Annotated in this window: 15 protein-coding genes; 9 read left to right on the top strand and 6 right to left on the bottom strand. The window is 46.2% G+C overall.

Annotated features, from left to right (window positions below; genetic code table 11):
* Positions 1–7 precede the first annotated feature (7 nt).
* Positions 8–2,509 (bottom strand): cation-translocating P-type ATPase, encoded by a 2,502-nt coding sequence (locus tag ACMXI2_RS21380; protein WP_483778103.1) that lies wholly within the window; start codon positions 2,507–2,509, stop codon positions 8–10.
* A 461-nt stretch (positions 2,510–2,970) separates the two neighbouring features.
* Here ACMXI2_RS21380 and ACMXI2_RS21375 point away from each other — a divergent pair, with 461 nt between their 5' ends.
* The 3 genes from ACMXI2_RS21375 to ACMXI2_RS21365 all read left to right on the top strand — a co-directional run bounded on the left by ACMXI2_RS21375 (position 2,971) and on the right by ACMXI2_RS21365 (position 5,758).
* Positions 2,971–4,494, top strand: coding sequence for an ArnT family glycosyltransferase (locus ACMXI2_RS21375; protein WP_483778102.1), 1,524 nt, complete (start codon positions 2,971–2,973; stop codon positions 4,492–4,494).
* A gap of 185 nt (positions 4,495–4,679) precedes the next feature.
* Complete coding sequence (locus ACMXI2_RS21370; RefSeq protein WP_483778101.1) at positions 4,680–5,366, top strand: hypothetical protein; 687 nt, start codon at positions 4,680–4,682, stop codon at positions 5,364–5,366.
* 11 nt (positions 5,367–5,377) lie between these two features.
* Positions 5,378–5,758, top strand: a complete 381-nt coding sequence (locus ACMXI2_RS21365; protein WP_483778100.1) for a hypothetical protein — start codon at positions 5,378–5,380, stop codon at positions 5,756–5,758.
* 2 nt (positions 5,759–5,760) lie between these two features.
* Here ACMXI2_RS21365 and ACMXI2_RS21360 read toward each other — a convergent pair whose 3' ends face one another.
* From ACMXI2_RS21360 to ACMXI2_RS21350, 3 genes are all read right to left on the bottom strand, one after another.
* Positions 5,761–6,819, bottom strand: a complete 1,059-nt coding sequence (locus ACMXI2_RS21360) for a response regulator (protein ID WP_483778099.1) — start codon at positions 6,817–6,819, stop codon at positions 5,761–5,763.
* A 5-nt stretch (positions 6,820–6,824) separates the two neighbouring features.
* Positions 6,825–8,339, bottom strand: coding sequence for a sensor histidine kinase (locus ACMXI2_RS21355; protein WP_483778098.1), 1,515 nt, complete (start codon positions 8,337–8,339; stop codon positions 6,825–6,827).
* Between the two features lie 140 nt (positions 8,340–8,479).
* The gene (locus tag ACMXI2_RS21350) at positions 8,480–9,193 is read right to left on the bottom strand and encodes a pirin family protein (RefSeq protein WP_483778097.1); all 714 of its coding nucleotides are present in this window, start codon (positions 9,191–9,193) and stop codon (positions 8,480–8,482) included.
* Between the two features lie 169 nt (positions 9,194–9,362).
* Between ACMXI2_RS21350 and ACMXI2_RS21345 the strand changes: the two genes are divergently transcribed.
* Together ACMXI2_RS21345 and ACMXI2_RS21340 are read left to right on the top strand one after the other, a co-directional pair.
* On the top strand, positions 9,363–9,683 hold the full coding sequence (locus ACMXI2_RS21345; RefSeq protein ID WP_483778096.1) for a hypothetical protein: 321 nt from the start codon (positions 9,363–9,365) through the stop codon (positions 9,681–9,683).
* Positions 9,684–9,701: 18 nt separating this feature from the next.
* Complete coding sequence (locus ACMXI2_RS21340) at positions 9,702–10,508, top strand: DUF6607 family protein (protein WP_483778095.1); 807 nt, start codon at positions 9,702–9,704, stop codon at positions 10,506–10,508.
* Positions 10,509–10,771: 263 nt separating this feature from the next.
* Here ACMXI2_RS21340 and ACMXI2_RS21335 read toward each other — a convergent pair whose 3' ends face one another.
* Positions 10,772–11,722 (bottom strand): DUF3829 domain-containing protein, encoded by a 951-nt coding sequence (locus ACMXI2_RS21335; protein ID WP_483778094.1) that lies wholly within the window; start codon positions 11,720–11,722, stop codon positions 10,772–10,774.
* Between the two features lie 172 nt (positions 11,723–11,894).
* Here ACMXI2_RS21335 and ACMXI2_RS21330 point away from each other — a divergent pair, with 172 nt between their 5' ends.
* A complete protein-coding gene (locus ACMXI2_RS21330) occupies positions 11,895–12,995 on the top strand; it encodes a T9SS type B sorting domain-containing protein (protein WP_483778093.1) in 1,101 nt (366 codons plus the stop codon).
* Here ACMXI2_RS21330 and ACMXI2_RS21325 read toward each other — a convergent pair.
* Positions 12,992–13,708 carry a sensor histidine kinase gene (locus ACMXI2_RS21325; protein WP_483778092.1) on the bottom strand — a complete coding sequence of 239 codons (717 nt, stop codon included), beginning with the start codon at positions 13,706–13,708 and terminating at the stop codon, positions 12,992–12,994. The genes ACMXI2_RS21330 and ACMXI2_RS21325 overlap by 4 nt on opposite strands.
* Before the next feature lie 333 nt (positions 13,709–14,041).
* Between ACMXI2_RS21325 and ACMXI2_RS21320 the strand changes: the two genes are divergently transcribed.
* From ACMXI2_RS21320 to ACMXI2_RS21310, 3 genes are all read left to right on the top strand, one after another.
* A complete protein-coding gene (locus ACMXI2_RS21320; protein WP_483778091.1) occupies positions 14,042–14,710 on the top strand; it encodes a response regulator in 669 nt (222 codons plus the stop codon).
* A gap of 251 nt (positions 14,711–14,961) precedes the next feature.
* Positions 14,962–15,696, top strand: a complete 735-nt coding sequence (locus ACMXI2_RS21315; RefSeq protein ID WP_483778090.1) for a polysaccharide biosynthesis/export family protein — start codon at positions 14,962–14,964, stop codon at positions 15,694–15,696.
* A 3-nt stretch (positions 15,697–15,699) separates the two neighbouring features.
* Positions 15,700–18,051 carry a GumC family protein gene (locus tag ACMXI2_RS21310; RefSeq protein WP_483778089.1) on the top strand — a complete coding sequence of 784 codons (2,352 nt, stop codon included), beginning with the start codon at positions 15,700–15,702 and terminating at the stop codon, positions 18,049–18,051.
* Positions 18,052–18,120: the final 69 nt, after the last annotated feature.

Below are 18,120 nucleotides of genomic sequence, written 5' to 3'. Positions count from 1 at the left end.
CATCAGTTTAATTGCGCTGAAATTTCCTCTTCCCCAGTTTCCATATTTCAAACCATAATACCGATGCCGCGCTGATGGCGGTACACAGCAGCAGTTCATATACTGAAAGGCCGGTAATACTGAAGAACCGCGCCACCGGCGGAACATATAGCATGGCTGCCAGCAACAGCAGGGTGATACCAATTACGCCAACCATCAGTTTGTTCCGGTTGCGCATGCTGTGTATAAAGGAGTAATAGAATGAACGGTTCACTAAGGTAAGAAAAATATTTGCGAGAACCAGCGTGGTGAACACCATGCTGCGGGTGAGCACTTCCCCGGAACCCTGCGCTATGCTCCACCGGTAGGCCGTTAATACACCTGCGGTGATGATCAGGCCCTGCAGGATGCTGATATTCATTTCCCGGAAAGACAGGAAGGTTTGCGTAATAGGCCGGGGTGGTTGTAACATGGCATTTTCTTCCATCGGTTCATTTTCATATACAATAGAACAGGTAGGGCCCATAATTACTTCCAGGAAGATTACATGCACGGGTGTAAATATGTTGGGATAGATCCACCCGAGGAACAGCGGAAGCGATACAGTAAGAATAATCGGGATGTGAATAGAGATGATATACTGCACCGCCTTTTTTATATTGGTATAAATTCTCCGTCCCATTGCAATGGCATCTACCATGTTGCTGAGATCATCGTTCACGAGGATCAGCGCGGCGGCCTGTTTGGCGATCTCCGTTCCTTTTTTGCCCATTGCAATGCCAATATGAGCGGCCTTAAGGGCAGGACCATCATTCACGCCGTCGCCGGTCATGGCCACCACTTCATTGTCAGCCTTCAATGCATTGATGGCTGCCAGTTTTGCTTCGGGGAACATGCGTGTAAAAATATTGACGGACTGTAAGGTTTGCTGCATCTTTTTTTCGTTCATCTGCATCAGGGTATCACCGTTTACTGCTTCATCCGCCTGCTGTAACCCGGCCTGTTGTGCAATGGCGCGGGTGGTAATGGCGTTGTCGCCGGTAATGATCTTTACCTTAATGCCCGCCTGGTAAAATTGTTGGAATACCTTGCCGATATTGCTTTTGGGAGGATCGTAGAAAGCCAGCAATCCCACAAAAACAAACGGCAATTCCTGTTGTGTGGCGGGATAGTTGGTGCCGGTAAAATCCGAAGTGGCTACTCCCAATACCCGGTAGCCCTTTGCTGCCAGTATATTTACCTGGTCGAGGATCGTTTGTTTTTCTTTTTCGGGGAGATGGGAAACCTGTAGTATTGCTTCCGGCGCTCCTTTCGCTGCCACGAGGCGCTTACCAGCGGCATTCTCAAAGATATGCGTCATCATGGGTGGTTTGCCTTCCAGAGGATATTCATGCACCATTGTGTAATTGGTACGTTCATCAAACGGTACCATTTCTTCGTATAGCCGGTGGAGTGTTTTCTCCATCGGATCAAAGGGTACGGGTTCACTGGCCCACATGGCACTGGTGATCAGCGCTGCCGGAAAGTGGCCGGCTTCATATATCGTGTGGTCGGCGCCGTTATATACGGCCTGCAGGCTCATTTTGTTTTCAGTAATAGTACCTGTTTTATCGATGCAGATAACGGTGGCGCTGCCTAATGCTTCCACGGTACGGATCCTTTTTACGATGATCCCCATCTGCATCAGTCGCCTGGAACCCAGCGCCATAAAGGTGGTGAAGGCCACCGGTATTTCTTCGGGTAAAATAGACATGGCCAGCGTTAGTCCTTTCAGCAGGCTGTCGGTAAGGCTTCCGCTGCGGATATAATTAAACAGCCATACTCCCAGGAAAACGATTACGCCGACTACGGCCATCCATTTTACAAACTGCCGGATCTGTAGTTGCAGCGGCGTTATTTCTTCTTTGATATTGAGAATGGCTTCCCCCAACTGACCGATTTTTGTTTGCGCGCCTATCTCCTGTACTTCACAGATAGCGAGTCCGGACACCACGACGGTGCCGCTGTACACTTTATTATCTTCACTGTCGCTTTGCTTGAATACGGCGTAGGCCTCCCCGGTGAGGGTCGATTCGTTGACAGAAAAGTCATTGCCGTGTACAATGATACCGTCGGCATTGATCGTATTACCCTCAGACACCAGCATCATATCTCCTTTCACAATTTCCCTGGTAGGTATACTTTTCAGTTCCCCGCTGCGGATAACCTTGCTGAGCGGCTCATTCATTTTCTCCAGCGCTTCCAGCGCCTTACGGCTGCGGCTGTCCTGGTAAAACGAAATGCCAGACACCAATGCAATGGCAGCCAGCATAAAATAAGCCTCACCGAGTTCTCCCATCACAAAATAAATAGCGGTTACCGCTATCAGCAATACCAGCATGGGTTCTTCTACAATCTCTTTCAATATGGCCTTCAGTGGACTTGTAGCAGGTTCCGGAGGAACATTGCTGCCATATTGTTCTCTTGAAGCCTTAACAGCTGCTTCGTCCAAGCCTTTGATATGCTCCGGTAAATTGATCTGTCCAGCCATGCAGGGTTGTTTTGGTGAAAAGAGGTCTGGTAAATTTACAAATTATGAATTAAGGATTTGTAATTCATAATTTTTTATCATCTTTAATGATTGATTTATCTAACGGGGGGACCAACGAACAAAAAAACTGCTGGTAAATGATGCCAACAGGGAATGGGACGGTCTGATGAGGAATTTCTACTTCCCCGCTGGAAAATGGATATCACTGACCTCACTGCCCGGCTGCAGGGAAAGCCGGCCCCCGTGCCTGATTTCCTCCGGTAGCAAAAACAATGAACGGCATTGCCCCGGACGCCTGAACGCGGAATAGCCACTGTTTGAGGCTGAACATAACCAGTGCGGTAGTGTTAATTATAGTTAAGTAACGGGTATAAAATTACCAAGCGGCACAGAGATTGTGGAAGGAACGCATCTGATCACATTATCTGTAACAACTACAACTACAACTGTCAGCCTAACATATGCAGGATCTATCGGGGAGTAATCGTTTCATTGCCTATATCACAGCAAATAAGTGGGTGGCCGTTGCCATCGGGATTATTGTGTTGATGAGATTTTCATTTATAGGGATCATGGGGGCCATGCCCCAGGACGCCTATTATTACTTCTACGGACAACACTTCGCGCTGTCATATTTCGACCACCCTCCGGCGATAGCATGGATCCTGCGTGCTTTTACAGACTTATTCGGCCGGCATGTATTTGTGATAAAGCTGGCAGATACCCTCGTAACCATCGGTACCTTGCTGGCTTTTTATAGCTTGTCAGGATGTTTCCTTTCCCGGGAGCGTGCCTGGAATAGCCTGTTGTTGTTGGGCGCCACGCTGATGATCACTATTTTATCACTGGTGTCCACGCCCGACGTGCCTTTGCTGCTGTTCTGGACATTATCGCTGATAGCGATGTACAGGGCAGTATTTGAGGAGCGTAAAGCATATTGGATATGGGCGGGGATTGCAATGGGACTGGCATTCGACAGCAAGTACACGGCTGTTTTCCTGCCGGCAGGCGCCGTGCTTTATCTGTTGCTGTCGAAGAGGCACCGGCGGTATTTGTGGTCGCCCTGGTTCTTTGGCAGTATCGTGGTTTTCTGTATCACCATTTTGCCGGTTGTGATCTGGAATGTGGATAACGACTTTGCTTCTTTCCGGTTCCAATCGACCGGCCGGGTAGGAGGCGTGGAATTCCGGCCGCTGGATTTTTTCGGCGTTATTGGTCACCAGGCGGCGATCCTGTTGCCGGTATTATTTTTTGCCTTGCTGTACTATGTGTATAAACTGGTCCGCAAATACGGATGGCATATTGGCCGGATCTCCGCCCGGCAGCTTTTCCTGTTATGCTTTTTCATTCCCGTTTTTGGCATTTTCTTCCTGATTTCACCTATCTACTGGGTAAAGATCAACTGGATGATGCCTGCCTATATTACGGGTATTATATGGATAAGCACCTGGATCACCTTTAAGTATGTACGCTGGCAGTGGGTCTGTTCATTGGTAATACACCTGGCGCTGGCCGTAGAGATCATTTTCTATCCCGTGCCTATTCATTCAGATGATACGATGATTGGCTGGAAAGGGCTGGGCGACGGTGTGAAGACATTGTCCGAAGAATACCCCGATGATTTTATTTTCTCTGCAGATGATTATAAAACCAGTGCGATGCTCAATCTTTACCTGGGGCGCATGGTATACTCCCGTAATATTATTGGCGAAAATGCCCTGCAGTTCGATTTTATCGGAACCAATATTAATGCATTAAAGGGAAAAAACGCCCTGTTTATTAATTCATTGACCGACGTGAACGATGATGTGGATGAACAAACGTTTGTGGAAGAGGAACTGGCGCCGTTCTTTAGCTCCGTACGGTCGCTGCCTCCCATTGTTGTTACCCGCCAGGGCCGCGTAGTAAGGAAATTCCTCGTTTTCCGCTGTATGAACTATCAGCCTCCGCAGCCGGGTAATGATCCCGGTCATCTGAAAGAATGATGACAGTCAGCAGAAGGAATAATGCCCGTCATTGTTCAGCAACGTATTCCGGCTTAGTTTTACGCTAGTATTTGGACATCCACCTGGATTCCTTGGCGTAAACAAAAGTGAAGATGTGCTGTTGAGAAGGTATCACCGTTCTATCAGCGGTGATACTTTTACCTACTGTTAAAAAAATACAAATCATGTTCAGCGGATTAACTCCTACATCCCGTCAGCGGAAATTTTGTGAAGGTTTCCTCTTTTTTCCCATCAGGCATTTACGCAAGTATGGGAATCATATTTTCAGGCAGTATGGACGTCATGCCGGTGTGAAAGCATTGTTGGATATGCAGCTGGGCATACCGGGGAACAACGACCGGTATGCAGACGAAATACAGCGCTGTATCGCCGAAAAGGCAGCGCCGGAAACGGCGAAGGTGCTGGAGAAGCTGGAGGAATTTTATACGCAGGTACAGGCGTTAGCTGGTAGTTTGCCGGGCTTATACCTGGATTTCAATGATCTCATCATTCATTTTTACAGGGAGGCATCTATCTATCACAATGTGATCCTGCGCAATATGAAGCAGGAATTGCAGCCGGCCGGAAAATCGAGGAAACGGGAGCCGATCGCCGAACCCGGGCAGGAACACATCTCTAAACTATATAGGGTAGTAAAGGATTTTGTTTTGCAAAGCAAAACCATGTTGTCTGTACTGGAAGATGTGGCAAGAAAAGAAAACTATTTGCCAGACGAACAATATCTCCGTTATATGATGGAGTTAATGTCAGGCATCCGGCAGATGAATCATCACCAGCAACATCTATGTCAGCTATTGAAGAAATGGGGAGCGGATAAGAATCTGCAGATGGAGCAAACCTACTATAATTAGCAACTATCAATATGTTTTATGAACCTCTGACTGACACAGATATTACTGCTTACCAGGAGGCATGCAGCAACTGGATCAGGATACTGAAAGCCTTAAGGGAAGATAATGCCTCGCTGATCAACCAGCTGGCGGCAGCGTTAAAAGAAACAACGCGGCGGTCGTTTATTGAGGAGGCAGAGGAGTTTCAGCTCACTATGCTGGACCGGGAAGAGTCGCTTGTCCTGTTGCGGCATGAAATAGGGGAGCAGCTCGATTGGCTGAATTGGCAGCCGGCGGGTGTGCCTGCGCCTCATACTTATGCTGTGCTGAAAAATGATATGGAAGGAATGATCCGGGAGTACGAGCGGTTAAAGGTTGCATTTCTCGTTTTTATAGCGGCTGAAAAGGTATAGGCTCAGTTTACCAGCGCCGCCAGTTTTTTGACAGATAGAAAAGCAATCTGACCCTCTTTCAATGTAATCAGCTGCTCATCCCTGAAGTCGCCCAATGTACGTATCAGAGATTCTTTTGCCACGCCTGCTACTGCAGCAAGGTTTTCCCGGCTGATATCAATCGTAAAATGTTTACTGCCTGTTGTATTGTATTTTTTGTCGAGCATCAGTAATGCTTCCGCTACTTTTTTACGAAGCGAATTATACGCCAGTCCGATCAGCTGCTGCTCTTTTTCCGCCATTTCTTTTGATAATAGCTGGATAAATTTCCCCAGCACTTCGGGGTTACTGCTGATCAGCTGTTCAAAATCTTTTTGCGGGATCACGGCTATCAGCGTGTCTTCCATCGCCTCTGCATACTCCTGGTAGTTACCGCCTTCAAGCAGGGCATTATACCCGAGGAAATCCCCTTCGTTATATAAACCAATGATCAGTTCTTTACCTTCATCGTTGCGTTTATATGTTTTTACTTTTCCCTGGAGGAGGTAATACAAATGATCCGGGCGGTTGCCTGCGGCGTAAATGCTTTGTTTCTTTTTATAGTGATTGGTATTACGGTCTTCTTTGAGCATGGTCAGCTGATCCCTGCCGGTACTGGCAGAAAGCAGTACCTGGAGTCCGTGTAAACCGGTAACGGTGTCCTGTTTGATCTCTGCGCATCTTTTCAGGCGGCTTTCTATGGCACTGAGTAACTCTGTGCCTTCAAAAGGCTTGGTGATATAATCATCTGCGCCCAGCTCCATTCCTTTTCGTATATCCGTTCTTTCTGCTTTGGCCGTCAGGAAGATAAAAGGCGTTTTTTGGAGGGCCTTATTTTTATGCAGCATGTGTAATACGCCATAGCCATCCAGCACGGGCATCATGATATCGCATACAATGAGGTCGGGGAGGTGTTCCAGGGCCATTGCCACGCCTTCTTTGCCGTTGGTGGCGGTGAGCACCTGGTAGTTGGCCAGTTCAAGGATTTCTGCTACGTTGTCACGGATGGCAGCGTTATCTTCAATCAGCAATATTTTTTCCATGAGCGTCAGTTTTTGGGGAAGGGAACCGTAACAATGAACTCTGTACCTTTTTCCGGAGCGCTGTTACAGGAAACTGTGCCATTCATTAATTCTGCATATTTGGCTACAATGTGCAGTCCGAGTCCTGTACCTTGGATATTGGACACATGCTGACTACGGAAAAAGCGCTCAAAAAGATGCTGGCGGTCTTCTTCTGAAATACCTATTCCTTTGTCTTTTACGGATAGCTGGAAGTTGCTGTCGCTGCATTGTGACCGAATTGAAATGATGGCTCCCTCCGGAGAAAACTTGATGGCATTGGATACAAGGTTCATAACAATGTGTTTTAATAGTGTAGGATCCATGCAGGCATGAGCAGCGCCGTGGTGGGCATAGTAAATATTCTGTTTTGGTTTTTTGAGTCCGTCCATTTCACCGAGAATGTTGCTGATATGTTTGCCGGCATCAAAAGTACCGGGGCGTACCTGTATCTTTCCTTCTTCTATTTTTCCTACCGACAGGAAATCGTTTAATATATCCGTTAGCATATTAACCGCGGAAATAATACGTTGAATATGTTTGCTCCGTTTGGCTAAATCATCATCTGCTTCATATTTGGACACCAGGTAGATGGAAGACAGAATAGCGCTGAGTGGCGTTCTGAATTCGTGGGAGGCCAGGGATACAAACCTGGATTTAAGTTCATTCAGCTCCCGCTCTTTTTCCAGGGAAGTTCTCAGCTCTGATTCCGCCTGTTTAATACGGGAAAGATCGATGGCAATGCCGATGTATCCTGTAATATCGGTGGCATCCCGGATGGCGGATACCGTCAGGGAAACCGGTAGTCTGCTTCCATCTTTCCGGATATATTGCCATTCGTATTCATTGTACAGGTTCAGCCTGGCTTTGATTGTGAGTGTTTCCATACCGGGAGCAACCGGCTGGTTCAGCTGTTGTGAAAATTCTTCTGCCCGCAGGGCCACTTCTTCCGGATCATGCAGCAGCAATGGGGTATACACATCCACCATTTCGCTGGCTTTATAGCCCAGTATCCTTTCTGCTGCCGGGTTGAACCACTTGATGAAACCATCGGTATTGATTACAATGATCATGGCGCCGGTACTGGTCCATAAACTACTGAGGAAGCTGTGCATCCGCTGGAGCGAACCGTCTTTAACGGCCGCTTCTTTCCGTTGCAGCGAAAGCTCCCGGAGCGTCATCTCTGCATTCCGGCGATCGGTGGTATCAGTGATGTAAAGGATAGTTAGTATCCCTTCCGGGGTGGCGTGGTTAGCCTGGCTGATCTCTACCGGGAACTGGCTGCCGTTTTTCCGTACTGCATATTGTTCTTTACCGTTGCGGACAAGTAACAGGCTTGTTAACTGACCCGTAACTTCTTCTTTTGTGTAGCCAAACTGGTTGAGCAGAAAGGGGTTGGCCATCACGATCCGGTGCTGGTTGTCAGCAACCAGTATGCTGATGGTGGCATGGTTAAAGAGTACCTCGAAACCTATGTAATTATTTTGGGAGGTATTAATCATACAGGTAATTGACCCTTTAGAGCGGTGCTATATAAATTTAATGATTCCCGGTGGAATAAATTACCTGTATGAATAAATTGGATGTTATTATTTTATAAAAGTAATAATATGTTTGTATTTAATGTGTATTAAGAAGGTATCTACTTCTGATTGACAGGTGTTTCAATAATCAGGAACTCCGTTTTCTCTCCGCACTGCAGGATCACCTCACCGGTTTCCCATATCCCGATAGCGTCACGCGGCTGCAATACTTGGTCCTGTATTCTCAGGCTGCCGGAAATGGAAAAGATAAACAGGCATTTATTCAGCTGGTTAAAGGTATAGGTAACGCTGGCCGGCTGCTCATAATAACCGAGCGACAACTTCGCGTTCTGGTTGATCCAGCAATGCTGCATCCCTTCTTCACCGGATACGATGGTTACCAGTTTGTTCTTTCTTTTTTCCAGGGGGAAACTCCGCTGCTGGTAGCGTGGTGAAATGTTTTGTTGTTTGGGAAGAATCCAGATCTGTAAGAAGTTAACTTCTTCTGTACCTATATTATACTCTTCATGTCTTAGTCCGCTGCCGGCACTCATGATCTGTACAGCGGGTGCTTCTATCTCGGTACTATATCCCATTGTATCTTTGTGATTCATCTTTCCCTTCAGTAAAACGGAAATAATTTCCATATTCACGTGTGGATGAATACCAAAGCCTTTGCCGGCTTCTACATAGTCGTCGTTGAAAGCGAACAGCGTACCAAAAGCGCTGCGCATCGGGTGATAAAAATCACTGAAGCTGAAGAAGAAATTACTTTTCAGCCAGCCTATGTCTTTAACGCCTCTGTCGCCCGCCGGGAAGTATTGTGTTTTCATATATTAATGAACAGGTAATGATTTAAAATTGTTTGGACACCGGTTAGTTTTTCCGGGCCAACTAAGTTAAATGCAAATTTCCGGATCTCGTAAATAACTTTCCCAAACTCGTAAAGGTACTGATGTTTATGCCCGTACTTTTGCTTCACAATTTCAGATAAACCTTAAGATGTATAGATATTTATTCCTGCTCACCTGCATCATGCGGGCAGGGACCCTTTTTGCCCAAACAGACACTACTTCCGGCAGTAAAGTATTACAGGAAGTAGTGGTTACCGCTACCAGGAATGAACAACTGTTAAGCAAAGTACCCGTACCGGTTACGGTGATCCATAAGCAACAGATACAGGCTATGGGAGCGCTATTGCTGCAGCAGGTGCTGGCAGAACAAACCGGCCTGTTCATCACCTCCAACCACGGAACATCAATAAGCCGTTATTATAATTTCCGGTTTGCGTATCAGCCGGATGGCACACGTAAATTCAACTAACCACTCATTTTTATTTTTATGAAATGTATTTCCATTTTAATCATCAGCGCATTCATGGCGCTGGCAGCAACAGCCCAGCAAAAGGGCGGTGATAAACTGTTGCAGGATAAAGCAGCTATCAGAAGTATGTGTGGCTGCCAGGAAGTGACTTTTGAGTACACGGAAACATTCCCGGCAGATACCAGCTATAAGCCCAAAGGATATCATAAAATTATTGACGCCATAGAATATGTAACCGTTGCATCTGAAGATCCCCGCCGCATTGTATTGCAGCATCTGCTTATTGCAGACAGCAGCGTGATCAAGCACTGGACGGAAGACTGGCAGTACGAAAATCAGCAACTGCTTGCTTATGCACAGGATAACCAGTGGAAGAAAGTTACGCTACCCGCCGCCCAGATGAAAGGCCAGTGGTCACAGAAAGTATACGGCGTGGATGATGAGCCGCGCTACGAAGGCTCTGCTACCTGGGTACATGCCGATGGCCGCCACTATTGGGAAGCTGCGTCCGATGCACCGTTGCCCCGCCGGGAGTATACCACCCGCAAAGACTATAATGTATTACACCGGGTAAATCATCATGAAATCACTGCTACCGGATCTGTACATGAGCAGGATAACAAGAAAGTGATCCGCGCAAATGGTACGGATAAGGTGATTGTGGGAGAGAAAGGATTGAATACCTATAACCGCACCGGCGAAAGCAAATGCCAGCTGGCCAAAGAATGGTGGGAACAACATAAAGCTTTCTGGACAGAGTACGTAAAAGCTGGGATAAGATCTACGGTGGTGAAAGCAGCGAAATTAATCTGCAGAAGAAAGTAAATAATGAACCGCTATATAAGGTGATGTCTGCACTGGAGGAAAAAGCTTTCCGCAAGGAGCTTTCCGGCGCAGAACTGGAAAAGACCGTAACAACTACATTACAACAGTTTTCGCATAATACAGCGTTGAGTTTACAACGATAAACGAGTGGATAAGAAAAGTACCGCAGTCATTCCTGGCTGCGGTTTTTTGTTGGAAGAAGTATTTTTTTTCTGTAAAGCAAATGGATAGATATCCATTGCGGATATCCACCCATTGTTATTTTATTTTGTGAAGCTGTTGTACCTGCCAATCATGGTATCGAGCGAGTTGTCGAGGCTTTCCAGCTGACTGTCGGTCATTTCGCCTTTTTCCCTGGCATCACGCATGATCCTTTTTGCTGTCAGGAGGAACTGATGGAAGCTGTCGTAGAAGTTCTTGTAATATGATTCTTTGTTTTCTTTTGCGGCGTTGGCCATATCTATACCTGCATGCGCTGCCTGGCTTTTTTCCAATGCGTCGTAGGCTGCCTGCGCTTTATCGCTGATCTTTGCGAAGTCTGCACCACCTTCTCCCAGCAGGTTAATGTAATCGCGTACCGACTGCATATCGGCTTTCATAGCCAGTACATATTCTTTTATGGGGCTGTCTTTCAGAATGATCGCCTCACTGGCATCTGCTACTTCGCCCACTCTTTTCATCAGGACAGTTTTCTGTTCAAAGAAAACCTGTGCATCGTTGCGGATGGAATCTGCCAGTGCCAGGCCCTTTGCGCCTTTGTCGTCTTTATAGTCCTGTGCTTTCAGGTAATCATCCAGTTGGGTGTAAGTAGTTTTTAACTTGTCGAACGAGCCTTTAAAGCTGGCTACCTTTTCTTTAAAAAACTGTTGATCTGCCTTATTTAAGGCATCTACCGGTTCTTCCACTTTCACCTTTCCATGACTGATCATATTGATCATAATGGGTTTGATGATACTGCTAAGGAAGGCAGGATTGCCGTTGCCAGACAGTAATTCGGTTACACGGTCGGCGTTATTTACCAGCCGGGCTACGTAGTCGGAATTTTTGTTAGACAGGTCTACAATGAGGTTGGTGTACTCAATTACGTCATTTGCGGAAGATGCAGATTTATCTTCGTACGCTGCGTTGCTGTCTTTTTTACCAGTTTCATTACATGACACAAACGTGGTGAGAAGGGCGGTTCCCAGGGCTAAGTACAGTACGGATCTTTTCATGATAAGTGTTTTTCGGATTAAACAATGGCACAATCGGGTGCCGGGGCATTTTCGTGGGCAAAGATATTTTTTCGGGCAAAGAAAACAAAAGAAAAGTAGGACGACAAACTACTTGTATAAGTATATGTCATCATCTATATAACCGGTAATTTTAATGCGGTAAATGAGCGGCATGTTTTCAGATCTCACAGTTATATACGGAATACTATGCTGCTGGCTGTTTTTAGCTTTGTGCGTGCCGGCGGAGGCGCAGCAGATACCCTTAAGTAACCCTTCACTGGAAGGCCGTACCGGGAAAGGTTTGGTTCCTGCAGGCTGGATGGTAGCTAATGGTACGCCGGATACACAGCCGGGCGTTTTTGAGATCCTGCTGGCCCCCTCAGCTGGTAATAGTTATATAGGTGTGCATAGTGGAAAAGGATTCCTGGAAGGTATCGCCCAAAAGTTGTCTGCCTCGTTAAAACAGGACAGCACTTATGTATTGAGCTTCGACCTGGCCTTTACACTTTATTATTTATACCCGGCCTGTTACGGCAACCTGGCGATTTTTGGAGGTAATGCACCCGGAGATACTGCCGAGCTGTTGTGGTCGTCCGGTAACTTTACCCATGAAAACTGGAAACGGTATCATGCAGTGTTCAGGCCGCACGGCAATTATGCTTATATTTCCTGCTGGGCTTATCCTACAACGCCCTGCAATAAAAGTATGTATGGGATCGCGCTGCTGATGGACAATCTTTCTGCCATTGATCCGCTGATGCCGCCGGCAGTGCAGGCCAGTGTAAAGCCCTGCAGCTGTGGGGAAGTAGCTGATGGGCGCATTATGCTGCATGTAACCGGCGGCGCGGCGCCTTACCGGTACCGGCTGGATAACGGGCAATGGCAAACAGATAGCGTGTTCCCCGGGCTTGCGGCGGGTACGCATATAGCGGAAATAATGGATGCGCATGATTACAGCGCCGGTGTAACTGCTAAGGTAGAATCTCCCTGGAAAAACTGTACGGTGGTGATGCCCGGTGCTTTCAGTCCAAACAACGACGGACTGAACGATTTGTTTCGCCCGAAAGTATATGATGTTATTCACGACTACCGGTTACGGGTATACGACAGGTGGGGGGCTTTGGTGTTTATGAGTAACGCGCCCGAAGCGGGCTGGGACGGGAATTTTAAAGGCATGCCGGCGGGTGTTCAGGCATATGTGTACGTATGTACGTATACGGATAGCCGCAGTGACCAGCATGTATTGAAAGGAACAGTGATGCTGCTCCGTTAATAGCTAAAGGTAACCGAGAAAACAGAACCATTTTTGCCGCTGGTTACGCTGATATGCCCGTTGTTGGCGGCAACATACGATTTTACAATAGCCAGGCCGAGGCCGGTACCCTCTTTGCTGCGGGCGTTTGTTGCCCGGAAGAAAGGAGTGAATAAAAAGCGTATATCCGCTTCCGGTATACCGATGCCATTGTCCTTTACTTTGATGCAGAGGTGGTTTTTCCGGAAATGCAGGCCGAGCAGCGGATCGCCGGAAGAGTATTTAAACGCATTGCTGATAAGATTGGTGAGTATCCCCGCCAGGTGGCTTCTGTCGATATAGATATTACGCGGGCGCCCGGATACTTTGATGCGGAGTTCCCGCTGATCAGCACGGTTACTGAAATATTGTTGCCGGATCATACTGGCAAAAATGGGTAGTGCTGTTTCTTCCGGTTGTGTTACAGGGGGGCCGGCTACCATGCTGCCGGTAGTAAGGATATCGTCTACCATGCTGCTTAAAATGTCTATTTCTTCCTTAATGCGGGACAAATTGCGTTCGTAAAACGGTAACATCAATTCATCTCTCTGCATTTTGGTTTCCAGTAACTCTATGGAGGATGAGATGGCACTGATCGGTGTTTTAAATTCATGTGTAGCCATTGCAATAAAATCCGATCGCATTTCCAGTAATGATTTTTGGCCACCTGCATGCCTTTTGATATGGTTCAGCATACTCTTTTTTTGGTTGATTCTTAATAAGGTTTCTATTTCGAAGGATACCGGGTTAGGAGCACAAATGGTTATGTGCACAATATACGAAACTTATATATATTTTTAAAAAAGTCCGTATTGATCATTTTTATTTAACATAGAGTGAGAATTTGTTTATATAGAATATTTTATAATTTATTTTATAAAGATGTCATGTTTTATTTCCATCTGTATATAAATACATAACATATGTGTAAAAAATTATACTAATCAACTATCATTTTTCAGACTATATTTACTATCAGATTACCTTATTAAACCATATCATTTCGAATACCATACCCCCGTTTAGCCATGATCAACATTGGAATCATTGAAGACAACCATTTTCTGCTAAGTAATTACCGTGAATTCCTGGAAGACTTCCAGGAGTGTAAGGTGATGTTTGCCTGTAAATCGATAGAGGAATTTATGGCCTTACCTGTTACTTATCCGGATGTAAAAGTAATCCTGCTGGATATCACGTTACCTGGTATATCCGGCATTGAAGGGCTCCGCGAAGTAAAGCGGTTGTATCCCGACGCAAAGGTGATTGTACTGTCTGGCCATGAGGAGCAGCAGTATATTATTGAAGCCATTAAAAATGGCGCGAGCGGCTATGTCATTAAATCCAGCCGCCTCAGTGATATCTATCAGTCGGTGATGGATACTGTTCAAAGCGGCGCTTCTTTATCCCCACGTGCAGCGCACCTGCTCATTACTCATATCAATAAGGATCCGCTGGAAAGCATCAAAGACAAGCTTACCCGCAGGGAGTATGAACTGGTGGCCCTGCTGAAAGAAGGTTACTCATATAAGGAAATGGCAGCCAAGCTATTTGTGACAGTATTCACTGTGAACCAACATCTGAAAAAGGTATATTTTAAATTGAACGTTTCAACCAAATCTGAGTTAATCTCAAAAATTTTATCAAATAACTTATTCATTACCCTATTTTTTATCTTTATTCAAATATATTATTAATATTTTGTTTTATTATATATGTCAGTGGTTGTGAGCGGTAACTTACTTTAATAAGTAAGGACGCCATACCAATCATCCCAATTTATACTGTAGTGAGTAATTGAATCCCACCCCGTTCTGAAGTAAGTTTGTATTGAGAGGAACGGTCAGTGTAAGTGATGATGTTAAATGCCATATCGATGATATTGAAAGCCTGCTTAACCTGGATAGGATTGGGATTGCTATGCTTAAGTTGTTTGTTTACTTCGTGCGTGTCAACCAAAAATGCTGTTTATTTCAATGATGTGAGAGATACGGTGCTATTACCATCAGATAGCAGTTTTGACCCCCGTATTCAGAAGAATGACATACTGCAGATCAACGTAAGCAGTCTTAATCCGGAGGATGTGATCATATATAATGTATCCAACATGACCTCCGCTTCCGGCGCAGGTGGCGCCAATGCAGGAGCCGGCGCTATGCTGGGAGGATTCCTGGTAGATGAACAGGGATTTATACAGTACCCCGTACTGGGTCCCGTAAAAGTAACGGGCCTCACCAAAAAAGCACTTACCGTATACCTGCATGATCAGCTCATTGAACGAAAGCTCCTGGTAGACCCGGTGGTGAGCATACGGTTTCTCAACTACCGCGTAACCATACTGGGAGAGGTGAATAAACCAACTGTAGTAAATGTAACCAACGAAAAAATATCGGTCCTTGAAGCATTGGGAATGGCAGGTGATATAACGGTGTTCGGTAAACGAAATAATATCCTGTTAATCCGGGAGATAGACGGGCAGCGGATTATACGACGCATCGATCTGAACGACAAAAGTATCCTGAATTCTCCTTACTATTTTCTGCAACCCAATGATATCCTATATGTAGAACCCAATAAATCAAAAGTAGCGACGGCTGATCGTTCGCGGCAAATCCTGCCAATTATTCTCAGCAGTCTCTCATTACTCGTTATTATCCTGGACCGGTTAGTTATTAATAATTAGGTTATGCAAAAAGTAAACGGACATAAAACCCAGCACACGGAAGCGCCTCAGAGTTTGCTTACTATCATCCGCTCCCGCTATCTGCCATACTGGCCTTTCTTTGCAGGAGCCGTAGTAGCCGCACTGGTAGCTGCTTTCCTTTATCTCCGTTATGCTACTCCTTTGTATAAAATTTCCGGTGTACTCCTGGTACAGGAAGCCACCAATGGGCTCGGCGCCAGCGATATGCTGCAGTCGCTCGACCTGATGGGCGGCAGCAAAACAGTGATGGAAAACGAAATAGAAATCCTGAAGTCACGCACCCTCACAAAGGAAGTGGTAAGGAACCTGAATCTTTATGGAGAAGTAATAGAAAAAGGAAAAATAAGAGACGTTGTACTTTATAAAGATAGCCCGGTGAAATTTACCTTCCTGGAACCGGAATCTATCCAGCTGGCTTCTACCGGCAACTGGCCTTTTACATATGATCCTGTGCAAAAGCGTGTAGCCATCGACGGTAAAAAATATCCGCTGAACGATACGGTGCAAACACGCTGGGGAAAAATGCTCATCCAGGCAGAAGCCAGGCATACAGATACTACCGCCGGTTATGTGCTGCATATCATGAATGAGAAAACCTGGATGCAGATCATCCTCGGTACCATGAAAATTATGCCCGCCGCAAAAGCCGGCAGCGTAGTAGATCTTGAATACACCGACGCGGCGCCGGAACGCGGGGAAGATATTGTGAATGAACTGATCCGGGTATATAGCCAGGCCGCTGTGGAAGATAAGAACAGAACCTCTGCCAACACTATGCGCTTCGTGGAAGAACGCCTGCGTATTGTAAGTACGGAACTGGGCCAGGCGGAAACAGAAGTGGAACACTTCAAAACCTCCCAGGGCATTGTGGACATTAGTGAACAAAGTAAAATATTCCTCGCAGGTGTACAGGAAAACGATCGCAAGATCAGTGAGGCCAATATGCAGATCTCCGTACTGGATGCCATTGAAAGATATGTTACCAGCCAGAATCCCGGAGGGAATATTGTACCCGGTACATTGGGACTTTCTGATCCGGTGTTGCTGGAACTGGTGAGCAAGTTGTCTGAAACAGAATTACAACTGGAAAGACTACGCAAAACCACCGGCGAAAACAGCCCGCTGCTGGCAAGTTTGAACCGGCAGGTAGAAAGGCTGAAACCCGCTATCATGGAAAATATCGGGAGCCTGCGCGCCAATCTGCAGGCGGGCTTAACACGCCTGCAGGCAGAAAACAGCCGCAACATGGGCATCATCCGCAGCGTACCCGGAAAAGAAAAAGCATTGCTGGAAGTAAGCAGGCAACAGGTGATCAAAAATAATATCTACACCTTCCTGCTGGAGAAAAGAGAAGAAACCGCACTGGCATACGCGGCCGCCGTTTCCGACAGCCGCGTGGTAGATGCGGGAGAAGCAGCAGCATATGCTTTCAGTCCGCAGAAACCAATGGTATTCGGTATTTCGATACTCACAGCTCTTGCACTGGTAGCAGGATTTGTATCCCTGAAAGATATGATGAACCGCGAAGTGATGTTCCGCTCAGATATTGAAAAAATAACAACGGCGCCTATTGCAGCAGAGATTATGCACCACGACAGCAAAGATGCCATCGTGATGTCTAATAACAGCAGAACCGCGGTGGCAGAACAGTTCAGGGCATTGAGAACATCCCTGTCTTATATCGGTTTAAACGGCGACCGCAAAACATTACTGATCACTTCTTCCATATCCGGTGAAGGAAAAAGCTTTATATCCGTTAACCTGGCCATGAGCTTATCACTCGCCAAAAAGAAAGTAGTGCTGCTGGAATTTGACCTGAGAAAACCAATGGTCAGCAAAATGTTGAACATGCGTGCCGATCCGGGTATCAGCAACTACCTCGTTGGCAAAGCATCGTTGCAGCAGATATTGCAACCCGTTGGAGATAATGAATACCTCTATCTGTTGTCGGCCGGTATTATGCCGCCAAACCCAAGTGAACTTATTCTGAATGGTGAACTGGAACGGTTGCTGAATGAACTGAAAGAACGGTTCGATTATATTATCATTGACTCCGCACCGGTAGGACTGGTAACAGATGCCCGCCTGATAGCGCCTTATTGCGATGCTACCCTGTATGTGGTACGTCACCAGCGGACTCCGAAACACTATCTTAAACTCATTGAAGAGTTGTATCAGAATAAAGAGTTAGGAAAACTAAACATCGTGTTTAACGGTATCAAACGACAAGGTGTAGCAGGATACGGTTACGGATCCGGATATGGTGATATTAACGGATACGGATACACGGAAGTAACAAAGAAACCCGGATTATTCAGGCGCAGTGTAAAGTAACTGCAGCCAGCTATAGTCGAGATATAAATAAACAAAGGGCGAAATCATGCCCGCTCCTGCCTTTATAAA

Source organism: Chitinophaga sp. G7 BAM 1005 (assembly GCF_057126945.1).
This window is presented reverse-complemented; position numbering and strand designations above follow the sequence as displayed.

Excerpts from the sequence above, each read along its gene's own strand:
- ACMXI2_RS21380 (WP_483778103.1), bottom strand. The coding sequence starts at position 2,509 with ATGGCTGGACAGATCAATTTACCGGAGCATATCAAAGGCTTGGACGAA.
- ACMXI2_RS21375 (WP_483778102.1), top strand. The coding sequence starts at position 2,971 with ATGCAGGATCTATCGGGGAGTAATCGTTTCATTGCCTATATCACAGCA.
- ACMXI2_RS21370 (WP_483778101.1), top strand. The coding sequence starts at position 4,680 with ATGTTCAGCGGATTAACTCCTACATCCCGTCAGCGGAAATTTTGTGAA.
- ACMXI2_RS21365 (WP_483778100.1), top strand. The coding sequence starts at position 5,378 with ATGTTTTATGAACCTCTGACTGACACAGATATTACTGCTTACCAGGAG.
- ACMXI2_RS21360 (WP_483778099.1), bottom strand. The coding sequence starts at position 6,819 with ATGGAAAAAATATTGCTGATTGAAGATAACGCTGCCATCCGTGACAAC.
- ACMXI2_RS21355 (WP_483778098.1), bottom strand. The coding sequence starts at position 8,339 with ATGATTAATACCTCCCAAAATAATTACATAGGTTTCGAGGTACTCTTT.
- ACMXI2_RS21350 (WP_483778097.1), bottom strand. The coding sequence starts at position 9,193 with ATGAAAACACAATACTTCCCGGCGGGCGACAGAGGCGTTAAAGACATA.
- ACMXI2_RS21345 (WP_483778096.1), top strand. The coding sequence starts at position 9,363 with ATGTATAGATATTTATTCCTGCTCACCTGCATCATGCGGGCAGGGACC.
- ACMXI2_RS21340 (WP_483778095.1), top strand. The coding sequence starts at position 9,702 with ATGAAATGTATTTCCATTTTAATCATCAGCGCATTCATGGCGCTGGCA.
- ACMXI2_RS21335 (WP_483778094.1), bottom strand. The coding sequence starts at position 11,722 with ATGAAAAGATCCGTACTGTACTTAGCCCTGGGAACCGCCCTTCTCACC.
- ACMXI2_RS21330 (WP_483778093.1), top strand. The coding sequence starts at position 11,895 with ATGTTTTCAGATCTCACAGTTATATACGGAATACTATGCTGCTGGCTG.
- ACMXI2_RS21325 (WP_483778092.1), bottom strand. The coding sequence starts at position 13,708 with ATGCTGAACCATATCAAAAGGCATGCAGGTGGCCAAAAATCATTACTG.
- ACMXI2_RS21320 (WP_483778091.1), top strand. The coding sequence starts at position 14,042 with ATGATCAACATTGGAATCATTGAAGACAACCATTTTCTGCTAAGTAAT.
- ACMXI2_RS21310 (WP_483778089.1), top strand. The coding sequence starts at position 15,700 with ATGCAAAAAGTAAACGGACATAAAACCCAGCACACGGAAGCGCCTCAG.